Below are 15,265 nucleotides of genomic sequence, written 5' to 3' on the forward strand. Positions count from 1 at the left end.
GGCCTGTAGATCATGTATAGGCTCATTTTTGGGAGGGGAAATTCAATTGAAGCTGAAAGTAATGCCTATTATTATTACTGCCGTTGTTTCTGCCGTCCTGTTGTTTGGAGGTTGGTTCATATATCGACAAGTCGCTGTACAAAGTCCGATTGAAAAGATGGTTACACAGTATGATGGTGTCAACAGTGCTCAGATAACTATTAACCGCAATGATGTGCATATGAAACTTGATCTGAAACCTAATGTCGATTTAGGCAGACTCGTGCAATACATTCATCGAGAAGGACAGAACCTGATCGGTTCACGTGCACTTAAACTGGACGTCGTGGATCATTCGAACGAAGCTTTGGAGAGCTGGTGGGGCGATGCGATGTTTACAGTCGCTCAAGCGATGGAAAACAAACAATATGCAGAGATTACCCCTACGCTATCGAAGATGGCGACGGGTGGGATCAAAGTTAACACCGCAATGGATGACAACAATGTGTATGTTAGTCTGAGAGACGGAGATGCCAGCAAGTTTATTATCCTGCCGCGTATACCCGGTCAGATAGGAGTGTGGCCTAATGCCTAAATGGACGAAAGAAGCAGCCATTGGATTTGTCCCTGTTTTGATTATTTTTCTTGCATTTATCGGAGTGAATATTGTACCTATTCTTATTGCTGCGCTGCTGGTAGGTGGCTTGTTATTTATGATGCAGATGCGCGGAGGAATTACTGTGGGTGCAGCCCAGGAGCGTAAACGGAAGAAAAAAGGGCCATCCAAGCTGACCTTTGAGGAAATTGGAGGGCAGGATAGCGCCAAGCAGGAGCTAAGAGAAGCGCTGGACTTTCTCATTCGTCATGATGAGATACAGAAGTTTGGCATTCGTCCGCTTAAAGGCATTTTGCTTACAGGCCCTCCAGGAACGGGTAAAACGCTGATGGCGAAAGCGGCGGCACATTATACCGATTCCGTTTTTGTAGCTGCATCAGGTAGTGAATTTGTTGAGATGTATGTCGGTGTAGGTGCCAGTCGTATCCGGGATTTGTTTAAGGATGCCAGAGCGCGGGCGGCAAAGGAAAACAAGGAAAATGCAATTATTTTCATTGATGAGATTGATGTTATTGGCGGTAAACGTGAGGGCGGTCAGCAGCGTGAGTACGACCAGACATTAAACCAGCTGCTGACAGAGATGGACGGTATATATACCTCCGAGACACCTCGGATATTGCTGATTGCAGCGACCAACCGTAAGGAAATGCTGGATAGTGCGTTGACACGTCCTGGGCGTTTTGACCGTCATATTCAGGTCGATCTACCGGACAAAAAAGGCAGAAAGCATATTCTGGAGCTGCATGCGGTGAACAAACCTTTAACTCAGGGTGTTAATCTGGATAAGATCGCTGAAGAGTCATATGGCTTCTCAGGCGCGCAGTTGGAAAGTGTGATGAACGAGGCTGCCATCTATGCGATGCGTGAGGACTTGACCAATATTGAACAGCGTCATTTGTCGCTTGCGATTGATAAAGTGATGATGGGTGAGAAAACGGATCGTGAATCGAGCGTCGAAGAGAAAAAGAGGGTTGCGATTCACGAACTCGGTCATGCCATAATGGCAGAGCTTGTGCGCCCGGGAAGTGTTAGCCAGGTAGCTCTGAGTCCGCGTGGACAGGCTCTTGGGTATGTGCGCCACAATCCGCAGCAGGAACAATTTCTGTATACGAAGCGTTTTCTGGAGGAGCAGATTATGATTGCTCTCGCTGGTGCAGCTGCTGAAGAGATGTATTACGGCGGGCGTTCCACAGGTTCACGTAACGACTTTGAGCAGGCGACCAATGTTGTTCAGACGATGATGGCTTCCGGCTTGACCTCGCTCGGCATCGTAAACATGGATATGGTCACGACGGAAGAGCTGATGCGTGAGAACAAAATGATCTTGCAGGAGCTGATGGAGCAGACCAAACGCCGGCTTGAGGAGCAGCGGACAATTTTCGACAATTCGCTTGATATTCTGATGCGTGAGGAAGTTCTATCAGGAGAACAATTTCGTTGTCAATTTCGTGACAGCGCCCGTTTACCAGCATAATTTCTTTATGCTGGTTATTTTTTTTTACATTTCACTCGTGCTAAGATATTATTAGTTGTTGGGTCGAAATTTGTAATTTTCGGCGAACAGGGTACAATAGAGAAATAGAGAACCGAAAGGATGGAGCAGAACCATGTTTTTCAAAAAAATAGGAGTTGTCGGCGGCGGCACGATGGGTCAAGGTATTTCCCAGATGCTTGCAGCCAAAGGACTTGATGTGCTTCTGGTGGAGCACACAACACAAAAGCTGGATCATGCGTACAATATGATCGAGACCAATCTGGATAAACAACTGGAGAAATGGGCGATTACGAAGGCAGAGAAGAAATTGATTCTCTCCCGGATTACCAAAGTAGGACATCTTGCTGAACTGGGCTCTTGTGATATGGTTATCGAAACCATTACAGAAGACCTGGAAGCGAAAAAGAAAGTCTTTCATCAATTGGATCAGGTTTGTCCAAGCAATGTAATTCTGGCAAGTAACACTTCCACGCTGAGTTTGACCGAGCTTGCAAGCTCGACCAAGTATCCTGAGCGTGTTATTGGTATGCACTTTATTCACCCGGTATCCCGGGTTGATCTTGTTGAGATTATTCGCGGACTCAAAACGTCGGATACAACTTTCGAAGAAACTCGTCGTTTCGTTGAAGAGGTTGTAGACAAAAAAGGTGTTATGATCTATGAATCCCCTGGTTTCGTTACTTCTCGTCTGATCTGTCTGCTGATTAACGAGGCACTTCATGTTCTGCAAGAAGGTGTGGCTTCTGCAGAGGACATTGATGATGCAATGCGTATCGGATATAACTTCCAGCATGGCCCGCTTGAGATGGCTGACCGTTTCGGACTTGATTCCGTTGAGGCAGCACTTGAAAGAATGTTCCGTGAGTTCGGAGAATTGAAATACCGTCCTTCTACCGTTCTGAAAAAAATGGTGCGTGCAGGTCATCTGGGCGCGAAAACAGGAGAAGGATTCTTCAAGTACGACAAGGATGGTGACCGGCTGTGAAAGTACTCGTAATTAATGCGGGAAGTTCCTCGCTTAAATATCAATTGTATAACATGGAAGATGAATCTGTACTGGCGAAAGGTCTGGTGGAGCGGATCGGGATGGACTCCTCCATTCTGACGCATAAACCGACTGGCCGTGAGGAGATTACGGAAGTTAGCGAAATTCTTGAGCATACTACCGCAATTCGTAAAGTCATCGACATTCTGACGCATAAAGAGAATGGTGTACTGGATTCTGTTAGCGAAATTCAAGCAGTTGGGCATCGTGTTGTACACGGTGGTGAAGCATTTAAAGCATCCGCGCTGGTGGATGATGCAGCCAAAGCTGAGATTCGCCGTCTGTTTGACCTGGCGCCACTTCATAACCCTGCTGCTATGATGGGTATCCGTGCGGCTGAATTGAATATGCCGGGTGTACCTCAGGTTATGGTGTTCGATACAGCGTTCCACCAAACCATGCCTGAGCATGCATACTTGTATGCAATCCCGCGCGTACTTTACAAAAAATATAAAGTACGTCGTTATGGCGCTCACGGTACTTCCCATGATTACGTAAGCAAAACAGCGGCAGAGTATCTTGGCCGTCCGTTGGAAGACCTGAAAATTATCACTTGTCACGTGGGTAATGGCGGCAGTGTGACTGCAGTCAAAGGTGGCGTGTCGGTGGATACATCTATGGGTATGACTCCGCTCGAAGGTTTGATGATGGGAACACGCAGTGGTGACCTCGATCCGGCAATTGTACCATATGTAATGAACAAGGAAGAGCTTAGCGTCAGCGAAGTGAATTCCATGCTTAATAAACACAGCGGACTTCTGGCCATCTCCGGCATCAGCAGTGATATGCGTGAAATTACAGAAGGCATGGAGAAGGGCGAGCCGAACTCTACGCTGGCTTTCGAAATGTATGAATATCGTTTGCGTAAATACATCGGTTCTTATGCTGCGGCGATGAACGGTGTTGACGTGATCGTATTTACTGCCGGTGTAGGTGAAAACTCTGTTGTCCTGCGTCAGAAAGTATGTGAGCAATTGACATACCTTGGCGTTGAACTGGACGAAGCACTCAACGCAATCCGTTCGGGTGAACCACGCCGCATCACAACTGAAAATTCCAAAGTTGACGTTCTGGTTGTACCAACAAACGAAGAATTGGTTATTGCGCGTGATACACACCGAATCGTATTGAATTCCAAGTAAACTAACTGTAAAGTAAATACAGAATGACAAGGAAGTGCAGAGGGCAGGGTTACACCTGTCCGCTGCATTTTCAAATTTATGGAACCAAGGGGAGATATGGCATGGATACGAATTGTGTAATTCGTAATGTGAATGAGCATGTGGGTGAAACGGTCACGATCGGTGCGTGGATTAACAACAAACGCTCCAGCGGCAAAATTCAGTTTTTGCAGCTGCGTGATGGTACTGGATATATTCAAGGGGTTGTAGTAAAGAGTGAAGTCAGTGAAGAGATCTGGAATGATGCCAAAAGTCTGACTCAGGAAAGCTCTGTCTATGTAACAGGAATCATTCGTGAAGAGCCGCGCAGTGCGTCTGGATATGAAATGACCGTTACAGGTGTGAAAATTATTCATCTGACAGAAAATTATCCGATTACGCCGAAAGAGCACGGCGTTGATTTCTTGATGGACCACCGTCATCTGTGGCTTCGTTCTACGAAACAACGTGCGGTGATGGTTATTCGCGCCGAGATTATTCGTGCTGTTCAGCAGTTTTTTGATGGTAACGGATTCACACAGGTTGACCCGCCAATCCTGACACCTTCTTCTGCGGAAGGAACAACGAACCTGTTCCACATTAAATATTTTGATGAGGACGCTTATCTTACACAAAGTGGACAGCTGTATATGGAAGCTGCGGCAATGGCACTCGGCAAAGTATATTCCTTTGGCCCAACGTTCCGTGCTGAGAAATCCAAAACCCGCCGTCACCTGATCGAATTCTGGATGATTGAGCCGGAAATGGCGTTTGTTGATCATGAAGAGAGCTTGCGTGTTCAAGAGAAGTTCATTGCACATGTTGTGCAGTCTGTGGTGAAAAATTGCCGTGCAGAACTGGAGTCCATCGGACGTGACGTATCCAAGCTGGAAGGCATTACGGCTCCGTTCCCTCGTATTACGTATGACGAAGCGATTGAGTTTCTGAACGGACAAGGCTTTGACATTCCTTGGGGTGAAGACTTCGGTGCGCCGCATGAAACAGCGATTGCCGAGAAGTATAATACACCTGTATTTATTACTCATTATCCGGCTGGAATCAAAGCGTTTTATATGAAACCTGATCCGAATCGCCCTGAAGTTGTTCTGTGTGCAGATATGATTGCGCCGGAAGGCTATGGAGAGATCATTGGCGGATCACAGCGTATTGATGATCCAGAGCTGATGCAGCAGCGTTTTGAAGAGCACAATCTCTCGGATGAAGCGTACCAGTGGTATCTGGATCTGCGTAAATACGGATCGGTTCCTCACTCCGGTTTCGGTCTGGGATTGGAGCGGACGGTAGCATGGATCTGCGGACTCGATCATGTTCGTGAGACTATCTCATTCCCACGTATGCTCTACCGTCTGTACCCTTAATGTTTAACGGAAAAGAGCACATGGAGGACGGTGCCTCCAAAGCCTGGTTAAGCGGAGCGGCCTATGGGATGTCATCGGGTACTGCTCAATTACCTTATGCGTTATTGCGTTTCTATCACCAGCTAGGTTTATCTGATTCTGAAGTGCTGCTGCTGATTCAACTGCTCGGCTTCCGCCAGGCAGAATTCAATGAATTTCCTACTCTTGAAGAGCTGGCTGGACGCATGGGACTGGCTCCCGAAGGCATTGCGAGAATGCTGCAGCGTCTGATGAGGGATGGTTATATCACGATTGATGAGCAGCGGGATGAAGAGCGGGATATCCAGTATGAACGCTATGACCTGCATGGCTTGTATGCAAAGCTTGCCATGTGTACCGCGGACGAAGCAGCGCATGCCCGGTCCGAACAGCTGCGAAGCAATGCTTTACGTCCTGATTCGAACACTGTTCAAAAAGATGAGGAAGAGCGGAATATGTTTTCTATTTTTGAAAAGGAATTTGCGCGGCCTCTCTCCCCGATGGAATGTGAAACGATATCAGGCTGGCTTGATCAGGATCGTTATCAGGAGGAGCTTATTTTGTTGGCTTTGAAGGAAGCGGTTTTTGCAGGCAAGGTACACTTCCGTTACATTGACCGAATCTTGCTGGAGTGGAGCAGAAATCGTGTCAAAAATGTGCAGGATGCCAAAGCGTATACACAGCGTTTTCGTAACGGGGGACGTTAGGGCGTGTCTGAACACCCGCTCAAGGTCATCTTGCGCCGCCTTTTCTCCCCCTGCTGCGTCAGTTTTGCTTAACTTACCCCCGGTAAGCCTGCGCAAAACTTCCTTGCATGGGACGAAAATTCTGCACAATCTGTTCCCCTCAGAGTATTCAGAAACACCCTAGTTTAACAGAGAAACAGGCCAGAGTTATTCTGAGCCTGTTTTTTTTGGTGCAGCATATCCGGATTATAAGTTAAATCAGACATGGCAATTCACTCTTTTTGGAGCGTGGGTACAGAATCATAATAAATTTGATAAAATATGCAGGGGTCGGATGACATGTCGTCGTCTATTGAATTGGAGAGGAGGGGAGAGTTATTGATGATGCGCTAATCATTGAACAAATCCGTCAAGGAGATGCATCCCAGATGCGTGTTCTGATCGATAAATACAGTCAGCATGTGTATCATGTTGCGTATTCCGTCTTACGTAATGATCAGGATGCCCAGGATGCCGCTCAGGAGGCGTTCATACAGATCTATAAATCTCTCCCCGATTATCGATCCGAAGGTTTCAAAACCTGGTTAACCCGAATTGCCTTTCATAAAGCCATTGATGCCAAACGCAAGCTGGGCAGAAGAAGTGCTGAAGATCTGGGTGGAGAAGACCGTGTAGTGAATTTGCCAGGGCGGGAGGAAGATGTCCTCACCCGTGTGATACGCAAAGAGCGACAGGATAAACTTCGCGAACGGATCGATCAGCTGCCCGCCCAGCATCGGGATATTATTACCGCATATTATCTGAGCGAGAAAAATTATGAGCAGATTGCTCATGAGGCCCAGGTGGCTGTGAAAACGGTAGAATCCCGACTATATCGGGCACGGCAATGGATTCGAAACCATTGGAAGGAGGAGGAGTGGCGTGAGTAAAAAAGAGATGTATACCGTGCAGCAGTGGGTGGACTATATTGAAGGCCGAGTTAGCAGCAATCAGGCCATGCGGATGGAGCAGCTTCTGTTGAACGAACCGGATGCGATGGATGCGTACCTTAGAGCGTTAGACATGGAGCAGACTTATCCTGAGCTGTCCCATCCGATTGAATTTACAAATACCGTGATGGAACGAATTGAACGTTTGCCAACCATGGGCAGCATGCGTCAATCTCGTGGCGGACGTACTCGCCGCTGGTTCGAGCAACGTGCATTTCATTACGCCGTGGCCGCCTGCCTGACATTGATCTTTCTCTCTTCCGGATTGTTTGACAAAGTTGCCCCTTATCATAAATTCCAGGAAGGTGAAACTGCAGGTTCGTTCACAGAGAAATGGACCGAGGCAGCTACTTCATGGCTCGATAATTTCAAACCCAAGCCTTGAATGGGCGGGTAAGGCCTGATAAAGAAAGGAATGACGACTGTGCATCCAGATCGAAATAAATTACTTGCATTTTTATTAAACCTGTTCCCTGGATTGGGATTTTTGTACTGGCGGCGAAAAACCCGGGCTGTAGTGTACCCATTGTTAGTCTTTGGTACGGGTATTGGTTTTATTATGCTGGCATTTGTGACTGATGAAAAAGATTTATTAGTTTTGGCACTGTTGGGTGCCATCTTCTTCTGGTGTCTCAGTATGCTGGACATGATCATTGTGCTCCTTACGGCACCTTCAGCCAGAGAATTACATTTCAACACATCATACGTCACTACGGGATTACATTATGGCAGCCCTGCTCCTCATCAGGGTGCTGGCTATCAAGGAGCTTACGCCGGACAGCAGGAACCTGCAGGGCCTATTAGTGAAGACGACATGCATCATCAGGGTGTGAATGGTCACGATGAATATGCTGCATATCCCGGCGGTGCCTATGCTCAGTCTCAGCCCGTGTATCAGAAAGGCAGCGAAGGGGAGAGATTCTTTACCATTTTGCTTTCATTTGTTCCGGGTCTTGGACATTTGCATCTCGGATTACTTCACCGGGGCTTGTCCTTCCTGATGGCGTTTTTCGGTTCCTTTGCGATGATGGTTTTTGTCTCCGCCATTACAAATGAATCTGTGTTTTTGATGTTTTTGCTTGTTCTGCCTGTGATCTGGGTATACTGCATGTTTGATGCAGTTCAGCATGTTCATCGCAAGCAGGCAGGTGAAGTGCTGCAGGACAGAACCTTGTTTGAAGAACTGGAGACAGGCAGAATTATGGGGCGGCGCAGTAAAGTGCTGGCGACATTGCTCTCTGCTTTTCCAGGAGCAGGACATATGTATCTCGGTTTGCAAAAAAGAGGACTGCAGCTGATGTTTTTGTTTCTGGGCAGCATCTATATTCTTGACTTGCTTCGCTTATCTGTATTCCTGTTTATGATTCCGCTGATCTGGTTCTACAGCTTCTTCGACGGGCTTCAATGCTCCAGCCGTTACGGACGTGAGCCGCTCACGGATGAGCCGATCTTCAAGGACTGGGTGCGGCACCAGCGTTTAATCGGCTTCGGCATCGCCGGCCTTGGGCTGTACTATCTAACGATACGGTTGATTATTCCGCAGCTGAACGAGCTGTTCCCGGATATGTTCCTGAGTTATGAGATTCGATCCCATTTGAACACGGTCATTGTTTCCTTATTGCTTATCTTTGGTGGTCTGAAACTGTTATTTGGCAAACAGAAGGAGTCTGCAGCGATTTCCGGTCATTCCATCACCCATCAGACCAAAGACGATGAACTGGAAAGCCTCTTTTTGTTCAAGGATAAGGATCATCGGCAATAACGTTTCAAAGTATATGATTGCGGATTCGAGCAAAATGCTAATAAAAACACACCAGGGCCATGAAACGCCATTGGTGTGTTTTTGGTGATTCTGTCATTTTGTTACTTGGATGCACCTCTCAGCAGCAGCTGACGATACATCACTTCAAACAAAAATTCAAAGGCTTCCAGATGACGCTTCGCTTCAAAAGCATCCTTGCCCCATGCATAGATGCCATGATTACGCAGCAGAATTCCTGGAACATTGGCATCCAGCACACCTGGAACAAGCTCGGCGATCGAAGGGATATGAGCAAAGTTCGGCAGCACGGGCACACGAATCTCTGCATTTTCTTCCCAAATGTTAAACGCTTTGATCAATTCGATGCCCTGAATGGGTACGTGGCCTTGATCACCGTAAAATTCACTGATCAGGTTGTTGAATACCGTATGCACATGGAAAACGGCACCGCAGCCAGTCAAACGATAGATTTCACAGTGGATCAGCGTTTCGGCGCTTGGCTTCAGCGTTGTCGTTTCGATTGCTTTACCTTCCTTGTCAACAAAAAGGAAATCCTCCGGCGTGCGGAGGGACTTATCCTTGCCTGAAGCAGTAACCGCAAAATAAAATTGCTCAGGGTCAAACTCACCCACTCGCATTGACAGATTGCCGCTTGTGCCCGGAAACCAGTTCCGGCTTGCGAATAGTGCTTTGACATCAGCCAGTTCTTCAAGAACCTGGCGTTTATGTTCTAATGTAATCTTTTCAAAACCCATATTTACAGCACTCCTTGTGATTGCTTCTGCTTCATATCTTCGATGATGTCATAGAAGGTTGTAAAAGGCACATGATCCACACCAAGCTCCACGCATTTATCTGTCAGGATGGAGCGGGAGTAGACCAGATCAGCGATTTTAGCCCCTTCAAAGTCGGTCAGACTGTCTCCGATCAGAATCCGGTTATAATCATCTGCCGGGAACGAACGGATCACGGTTGTTTTGCACATCCCGCAGCCATTCTCACATGGAGGCTGACAGGGATGCGGCCATTCAATACGAATCCTTTCGCCTGAGAAATCTGCTCCATTGCAATACACACGGTCCTGCGGAATATTGAACGGTGCGAGCAGCGGCTCGATGAAAAAGTCCATGCCGCCACTGGTTACATTGAATTCAATGCCTTCGTTGCGAACGTACTCCAGAAATGCTGGGAAGCCTTCACGAATGCCTGCTTGTCCAAGCACAAACTCGACAATCTCGTCTTTTTGAGAGGAGGGCAGGAGAGCAAACATCGCTCCAACGCCCTCGCGCAGAGATACCTTTTGTTCAATCGTGTCTTTCATGATCGCTTCGATGCCTTCTGGCTTGAAATGTTTCATGATGGCAACGATATTGTCCGAGAGGGTGATTGTTCCGTCAAAATCACAAAATATCGCCGTTTTCTTACCACTATTCATCTCACGGTTCATCGCTCGCCACCCCATAAATCCAGCGCGCTTTTCAATTCCGGGTGCTCTGCAGCATGCTCTGCCAGCGGAATGGAACGTCCAGCAGCCTCAATCGCCTGCAAGAAAGCCCGTCCACCTGCTTCGGTTCCCATCGGATGTCCGTGAATTCCGCCGCCAGCATTGACGATGACATCCTTGCCAAAGTCTCTCAGAATCATAGGTACGAGTCCTGGATGGATTCCTGCTGAAGGCACAGGCATACTTGGTCTTACCGGGAGCTCAGGTGTTAACAATTGTTCGGTAATCGCCATGTTTTCTTCCTTGGGCATCGTAACAGAGCCATATGGCGAAGGGAAGAGCACAAGATCGGCCCCGGCCAGACGCATTAACTGTCCCAGCACGACAGATGCGGAAATACCATAATGCGGGGATGGATAAAGTGCACCTGCAAGTGCAGGGTGAGCCATGATGGGCACGTTGATATCGGGGTCACTGCTTAATTCATGCAGCACATCGTAACCATAGGACAATACGTTGAATAACAGCGCGTTTGCTCCTGCGCCAATGGCGCGTTCTGCCTGCTGCTTCAAGCGTGAAGTAGGGCCGGTCAGATTGGCGGCATACAACAGTTTTTTTCCTGTCTCCTGGCGCGCCTGCTCGGCTGCCTTCATGCAGACCTCAACTCTTTTTTCAATCGGAGTGAGCTTGTTCTCAAACAAAATTTCGTCATCCTTGATGAGGTCAACGCCGCCAAGGGCCTGACGGATAAACTGTTCCCGTAGCTCATCGGCATTCAGTCCGATGACGGATTTGAAAATACTCATGAGCAGAGGACGATCATACACACCAAGCAGGTCACGTACACCGTTCAGGCCAAACTTGGGTCCTGGGAAAGCTCTAAGGAAGTTGTCGGAGAAGCCAAGCTGCAGCAGCTTGATGCGTCCGTCCATCGAGATTTTACCAAAGACGGTCACAAGCAGGGCGGGAATATCACGGCTGAAGTTAATATCCGGGTATCCAATCGTAATATCTGCATAACGATCACCTGGAGCCATGCTTTCGGCTTCATGTACATCAACCTTGAGCACTTCGCCCAAATGTTTCTGCATCGCTTCACGTTGGGCCTGAGGCAGCTCAGTCCAGCTGCCAACGGTCATACCGATGGCGATGGACTGGGCTTTTTTGTGGAAATCAGCATGATCATCATGCAGACGATAGGTGGCCGTACACATATTATTCATGGTTTAAATCTCCTTCCAATGCAGCTCCCATCTCGCGTGAACGTTCGGCACAACGTCCCACGGCTGCGATAACATTTTCAAAGAAGTCTCCTTCATCCAGCGTTTTCAGTGCGGCCTGTGTTGCACCTCCTGGCGAGGTAACATCACTGCGCAGCTTCATCGGCTCGAGACCGGTCTGCTGCACCATTCGTGCTGCACCCAGCACGGTCTGAACTGTAAGATCACGAGACTGCTGGCTGGACAAACCACCGCGGATTCCCGCTGCAATCATAGCTTCCATGAGATAGTATACGTAAGCAGGTCCGCTGCCGGAAATCCCCGTGAGCACTTCAAGTTTGTCCTCTGGCACAATCGTTACAATGCCTACAGCTTCAAAAAGTGTCATGACTGTGCTGCGCTGTTCATCAGTAATCTCTGCCGAGAAAGCAAGCCCGGTTGCACCAAGTCCGATGGTACTGGAGGTGTTAGGCATCGTTCTGGCTATAGGCTGCTTGCGGCCAAGCAGTGTCTGCATTGTACGAATCGACAGCCCCGCAATAACGGATACGATCAGCTGGTTCGGTGATAACAGGGGGCCTAATTCACGCAGCGCTGCCGCGGCGTCTTTGGGCTTCATACACAGCACAATTACCGGGGAAGAGGCAAGAAGGTCCAGTGATTGCGAGGCTGTTCCGGTATGCACGGCGTACCTTGTGCTCAGCTCCTCCTGACGTTTAAGATTGCTGCGATTCAGCATCGTAATATCCTGAGGACGAACGACAAGACGGGAAATGAGTCCACGAACGATGGCTTCGGCCATGGCGCCTGCTCCGTGGAAAGTAATTTTTTGTTGTAGTAAGGTCTGCTGCTCTTGGCTCATAATTATCGTTCCTCCTATATAACTGCTACTTCATTATTATTGACGAATCTGACCGTTGCCTGTAATCCGGTATTTGCTGGAGGTCAAGGCTGGCAGCCCCATCGGACCACGTGCATGCAGCTTCTGGGTGCTGATTCCGATCTCTGCACCGTAACCGAATTCGAAGCCGTCGGTAAAACGGGTGGAAGCGTTATGATAAACAGCCGCTGCATCGACTTCATGCATAAAACGTTCCGCGTGAGCCGTATCCCGGGTGACGATACATTCGGAATGCTTGGTTCCATATTGTGCAATATGCTGCAATGCTTCGTCCAGGCTGCTTACAATGCGGATGTTCAAAATATAATCATTATACTCTGTTGCGTAATCCTCTTCTGTTGCTTCCTGCACTGTGGGAACAAGACGGCGTACATTCTCGCAGCCCTTCAGAGCAACATTTGCTTCACGAAAACGCTCAGCCAGAGCTGGCAGATGTATTTCGGCATAATTGGCATGCAGCAGCAGGGTTTCCATTGAATTGCATACGGATGGTCGCTGTGCCTTGGCATTAATTGCTATGTCCGCAGCCATCTCTTCATCAGCTGATTCATCGACATACGTATGGCAGATGCCAGCACCTGTTTCGATCACAGGTACCGTTGCATTAGCAACAACGGTTCGAATGAGCGAAGCACCCCCGCGTGGAATAATGACATCCAGCAGGCCATTCAGCTTGAGCATCTCATCAACGGAAGAACGGTCTGCGTCTTCGACGAGCTGCAGCGCTTCTGCCGGCATCGCAGATGTTGCGAGTGCCTGATGCAGCACCTCCACGATTTTGCGATTGGAGGAAAGGGCAGAGGAGCCGCCGCGCAGCAACACCGCGTTTCCTGTTTTGAGGCATAAACCTGCTGCATCCACGGTCACGTTAGGACGCGCTTCATAGATAATGCCAATCAGACCGATCGGAACCCGGAGCTTCTCGATATGAAGACCGTTTGGACGGGTAAAGGTTTCAAGCACCTCACCGACCGGGTCAGGCAGCTCAGCGATCTGACGCAGCCCTTCGGCTATACCCGCAATCCGCTCTTTGTTCAATGCCAAGCGGTCCAGCATGGACTCAGGCGTGCCTTGCTCCCTGCCGCGATCCAGATCTTCCGCATTGGCAGCAATGATCTCTTCGGATTGTGCAATCAAGGCGTCAGCCATGATGCGCAGTGCAGCATTTTTTTGCTCTGTTGTCAGCCGATTCAGCGTGGATACGGCAGATTTGGCTTTGCTTGCTTTTTCACGAACTTCACTCATCTTACATTCCTCCTCAGGAGTTTTATTTTAATGTAATCCATTCATCACGATGAATGACTTCAAGTCTGTGTATGCTGTTCAGGTGTTTCATTACCTCGCCGCTAGGCATTCCTGCAATCTGACGAAGCTGATCATCATCGTAATTGACGATACCACGTCCCAGAAGTGAATCATCCGGTCCAAGCACCTCCACGACATCACCCGCGTGGAATGTTCCCTCAACACGTTTGACCCCTACGGGAAGCAGACTGTGCCCGCCATGTACGAGCGCTTCCTCGGCACCATGATCAACCACGACTGTACCAAGCGGCGTGGACATGAAGCCCAGCCATTGTTTTTTACGGGAGAGCGAAGCCAGTTTGGTCTCAAAATAGGTTCCTTTACCCGTTCCATCTACTGCCAGCTGCATATCTCCAGGCTCTTTCACACTTCCAACAAAAACAGGTACACCTCCGCGTGTAGCGACCTTGGCCGCATCTACTTTGGAGCGCATGCCGCCCGTTCCCACGGTTGATCCCGAGCCGCCAGCGTAGGCGTATATCTCGGCTGTGATCTCGGGGATGCGGTCGTAACGAGTTGCTGCCGGATCTTTGCGCGGATCAGCGGTATACAGTCCGTTGGTATCCGTCACAATGATAAGATGCTGAGCTTTGACCAGATTGGCAACCAGTGCAGAGAGCAGGTCATTATCCCCGAATTTCAGCTCGTCGACAGATACTGTATCATTTTCGTTAAAGATCGGAATGACACCTTGTTTGAGCAGCTCTTCTACCGTCATACCGGCATTTCCCATACGTTTACGGCTGTGAAAGTCGGTACGGGTCAATAAAATTTGCGCTGTAGTAACGCGGTGCGCTGCAAAAGCCTGTTGATATGCCTGCATTAGCAAAGCTTGCCCTACAGCCGCCGCTGCTTGTTTCTCATGTAACAGTTTGGGACGCTGGGGATATCCAATTTCCCGAAATCCGGCAGCAACTGCTCCAGAGGTGACAAGCAAAACTTCGTGACCCTGTGCTGCAAGAGAGGCAATCTCGTCTGCAAAAAAAGATATGGCCCGGCGATCCAGACCACCTTCCTCGGTGGTTAATGAGCTGCTCCCGATTTTAACGACAATACGTGAAGTCATGGTTTCACTTCCTTAAACATAATTAATCAGTGATGGTGGGCAGCCTGTTCAGGTACAAAAAAAACTCTCGTCCTTTGGTTAAAAAGGACGAAAGTTCGTTACTTCCGCGGTACCACCTTTATTGATGATCAGATCATCCGGCTTCATGCCCTGTAACAGAAGGCACTGTCCTGTGTGCAACAGGCCGCTCGGGGGTAGGT

General features: G+C 48.6%; 15 protein-coding genes. 9 read left to right on the forward strand and 6 right to left on the reverse strand.

Annotated elements, in window-relative coordinates; genetic code table 11:
• Nucleotides 1-46 precede the first annotated feature (46 nt).
• The 9 genes from HNR77_RS18210 to HNR77_RS18250 all read left to right on the forward strand — a co-directional run bounded on the left by HNR77_RS18210 (nucleotide 47) and on the right by HNR77_RS18250 (nucleotide 9,129).
• Nucleotides 47-574, forward strand: coding sequence for a hypothetical protein (locus tag HNR77_RS18210; RefSeq protein WP_184187339.1), 528 nt, complete (start codon nucleotides 47-49; stop codon nucleotides 572-574).
• Complete coding sequence (locus HNR77_RS18215; protein ID WP_184187342.1) at nucleotides 567-2,069, forward strand: AAA family ATPase; 1,503 nt, start codon at nucleotides 567-569, stop codon at nucleotides 2,067-2,069. Before HNR77_RS18210 ends, HNR77_RS18215 begins: the two co-directional genes overlap by 8 nt.
• A 133-nt stretch (nucleotides 2,070-2,202) precedes the next feature.
• Complete coding sequence (locus HNR77_RS18220) at nucleotides 2,203-3,075, forward strand: 3-hydroxyacyl-CoA dehydrogenase family protein (RefSeq protein WP_184187345.1); 873 nt, start codon at nucleotides 2,203-2,205, stop codon at nucleotides 3,073-3,075.
• On the forward strand, nucleotides 3,072-4,277 hold the full coding sequence (locus tag HNR77_RS18225; protein WP_111271370.1) for an acetate/propionate family kinase: 1,206 nt from the start codon (nucleotides 3,072-3,074) through the stop codon (nucleotides 4,275-4,277). Before HNR77_RS18220 ends, HNR77_RS18225 begins: the two co-directional genes overlap by 4 nt.
• Before the next feature lie 101 nt (nucleotides 4,278-4,378).
• On the forward strand, nucleotides 4,379-5,674 hold the full coding sequence (gene asnS, locus HNR77_RS18230) for an asparagine--tRNA ligase (protein ID WP_184187348.1): 1,296 nt from the start codon (nucleotides 4,379-4,381) through the stop codon (nucleotides 5,672-5,674).
• Entirely contained in the window at nucleotides 5,674-6,399 is a 726-nt protein-coding gene (locus tag HNR77_RS18235) for a DnaD domain-containing protein (protein ID WP_260410648.1), read from the forward strand. Before asnS ends, HNR77_RS18235 begins: the two co-directional genes overlap by 1 nt.
• Before the next feature lie 407 nt (nucleotides 6,400-6,806).
• Complete coding sequence (locus HNR77_RS18240) at nucleotides 6,807-7,307, forward strand: RNA polymerase sigma factor (RefSeq protein ID WP_253299021.1); 501 nt, start codon at nucleotides 6,807-6,809, stop codon at nucleotides 7,305-7,307.
• Nucleotides 7,300-7,752, forward strand: coding sequence for a hypothetical protein (locus tag HNR77_RS18245; RefSeq protein WP_184187351.1), 453 nt, complete (start codon nucleotides 7,300-7,302; stop codon nucleotides 7,750-7,752). The genes HNR77_RS18240 and HNR77_RS18245 overlap by 8 nt, the downstream gene beginning before the upstream one ends.
• A gap of 30 nt (nucleotides 7,753-7,782) precedes the next feature.
• Nucleotides 7,783-9,129, forward strand: coding sequence for a multi-tm2 domain protein (locus HNR77_RS18250; protein ID WP_184187354.1), 1,347 nt, complete (start codon nucleotides 7,783-7,785; stop codon nucleotides 9,127-9,129).
• A gap of 101 nt (nucleotides 9,130-9,230) precedes the next feature.
• Here HNR77_RS18250 and HNR77_RS18255 read toward each other — a convergent pair whose 3' ends face one another.
• Genes HNR77_RS18255 through proB form a run of 6 tightly spaced genes read right to left on the reverse strand, consistent with a single transcriptional unit; the run spans nucleotide 9,231 to nucleotide 15,065 of the window.
• The gene (locus HNR77_RS18255) at nucleotides 9,231-9,884 is read right to left on the reverse strand and encodes a methylthioribulose 1-phosphate dehydratase (RefSeq protein WP_184187357.1); all 654 of its coding nucleotides are present in this window, start codon (nucleotides 9,882-9,884) and stop codon (nucleotides 9,231-9,233) included.
• Nucleotides 9,885-9,886: 2 nt separating this feature from the next.
• A complete protein-coding gene (locus HNR77_RS18260; protein ID WP_184187490.1) occupies nucleotides 9,887-10,564 on the reverse strand; it encodes a 2-hydroxy-3-keto-5-methylthiopentenyl-1-phosphate phosphatase in 678 nt (225 codons plus the stop codon).
• An 8-nt stretch (nucleotides 10,565-10,572) separates the two neighbouring features.
• On the reverse strand, nucleotides 10,573-11,796 hold the full coding sequence (locus HNR77_RS18265; protein ID WP_184187360.1) for a 2,3-diketo-5-methylthiopentyl-1-phosphate enolase: 1,224 nt from the start codon (nucleotides 11,794-11,796) through the stop codon (nucleotides 10,573-10,575).
• Nucleotides 11,789-12,655 carry a pyrroline-5-carboxylate reductase gene (proC, locus tag HNR77_RS18270; protein WP_184187363.1) on the reverse strand — a complete coding sequence of 289 codons (867 nt, stop codon included), beginning with the start codon at nucleotides 12,653-12,655 and terminating at the stop codon, nucleotides 11,789-11,791. The genes HNR77_RS18265 and proC overlap by 8 nt, the downstream gene beginning before the upstream one ends.
• Nucleotides 12,656-12,691: 36 nt before the next feature.
• The gene (locus HNR77_RS18275) at nucleotides 12,692-13,939 is read right to left on the reverse strand and encodes a glutamate-5-semialdehyde dehydrogenase (RefSeq protein ID WP_184187366.1); all 1,248 of its coding nucleotides are present in this window, start codon (nucleotides 13,937-13,939) and stop codon (nucleotides 12,692-12,694) included.
• A 22-nt stretch (nucleotides 13,940-13,961) separates the two neighbouring features.
• A complete protein-coding gene (gene proB, locus HNR77_RS18280) occupies nucleotides 13,962-15,065 on the reverse strand; it encodes a glutamate 5-kinase (protein WP_184187369.1) in 1,104 nt (367 codons plus the stop codon).
• Between the last annotated feature and the right edge of the window lie 200 nt (nucleotides 15,066-15,265).

The sequence above is a fragment of the Paenibacillus sp. JGP012 genome, assembly GCF_014203995.1.
GTDB classification, from domain to species: Bacteria; Bacillota; Bacilli; order Paenibacillales; family Paenibacillaceae; genus Paenibacillus; species Paenibacillus silvae.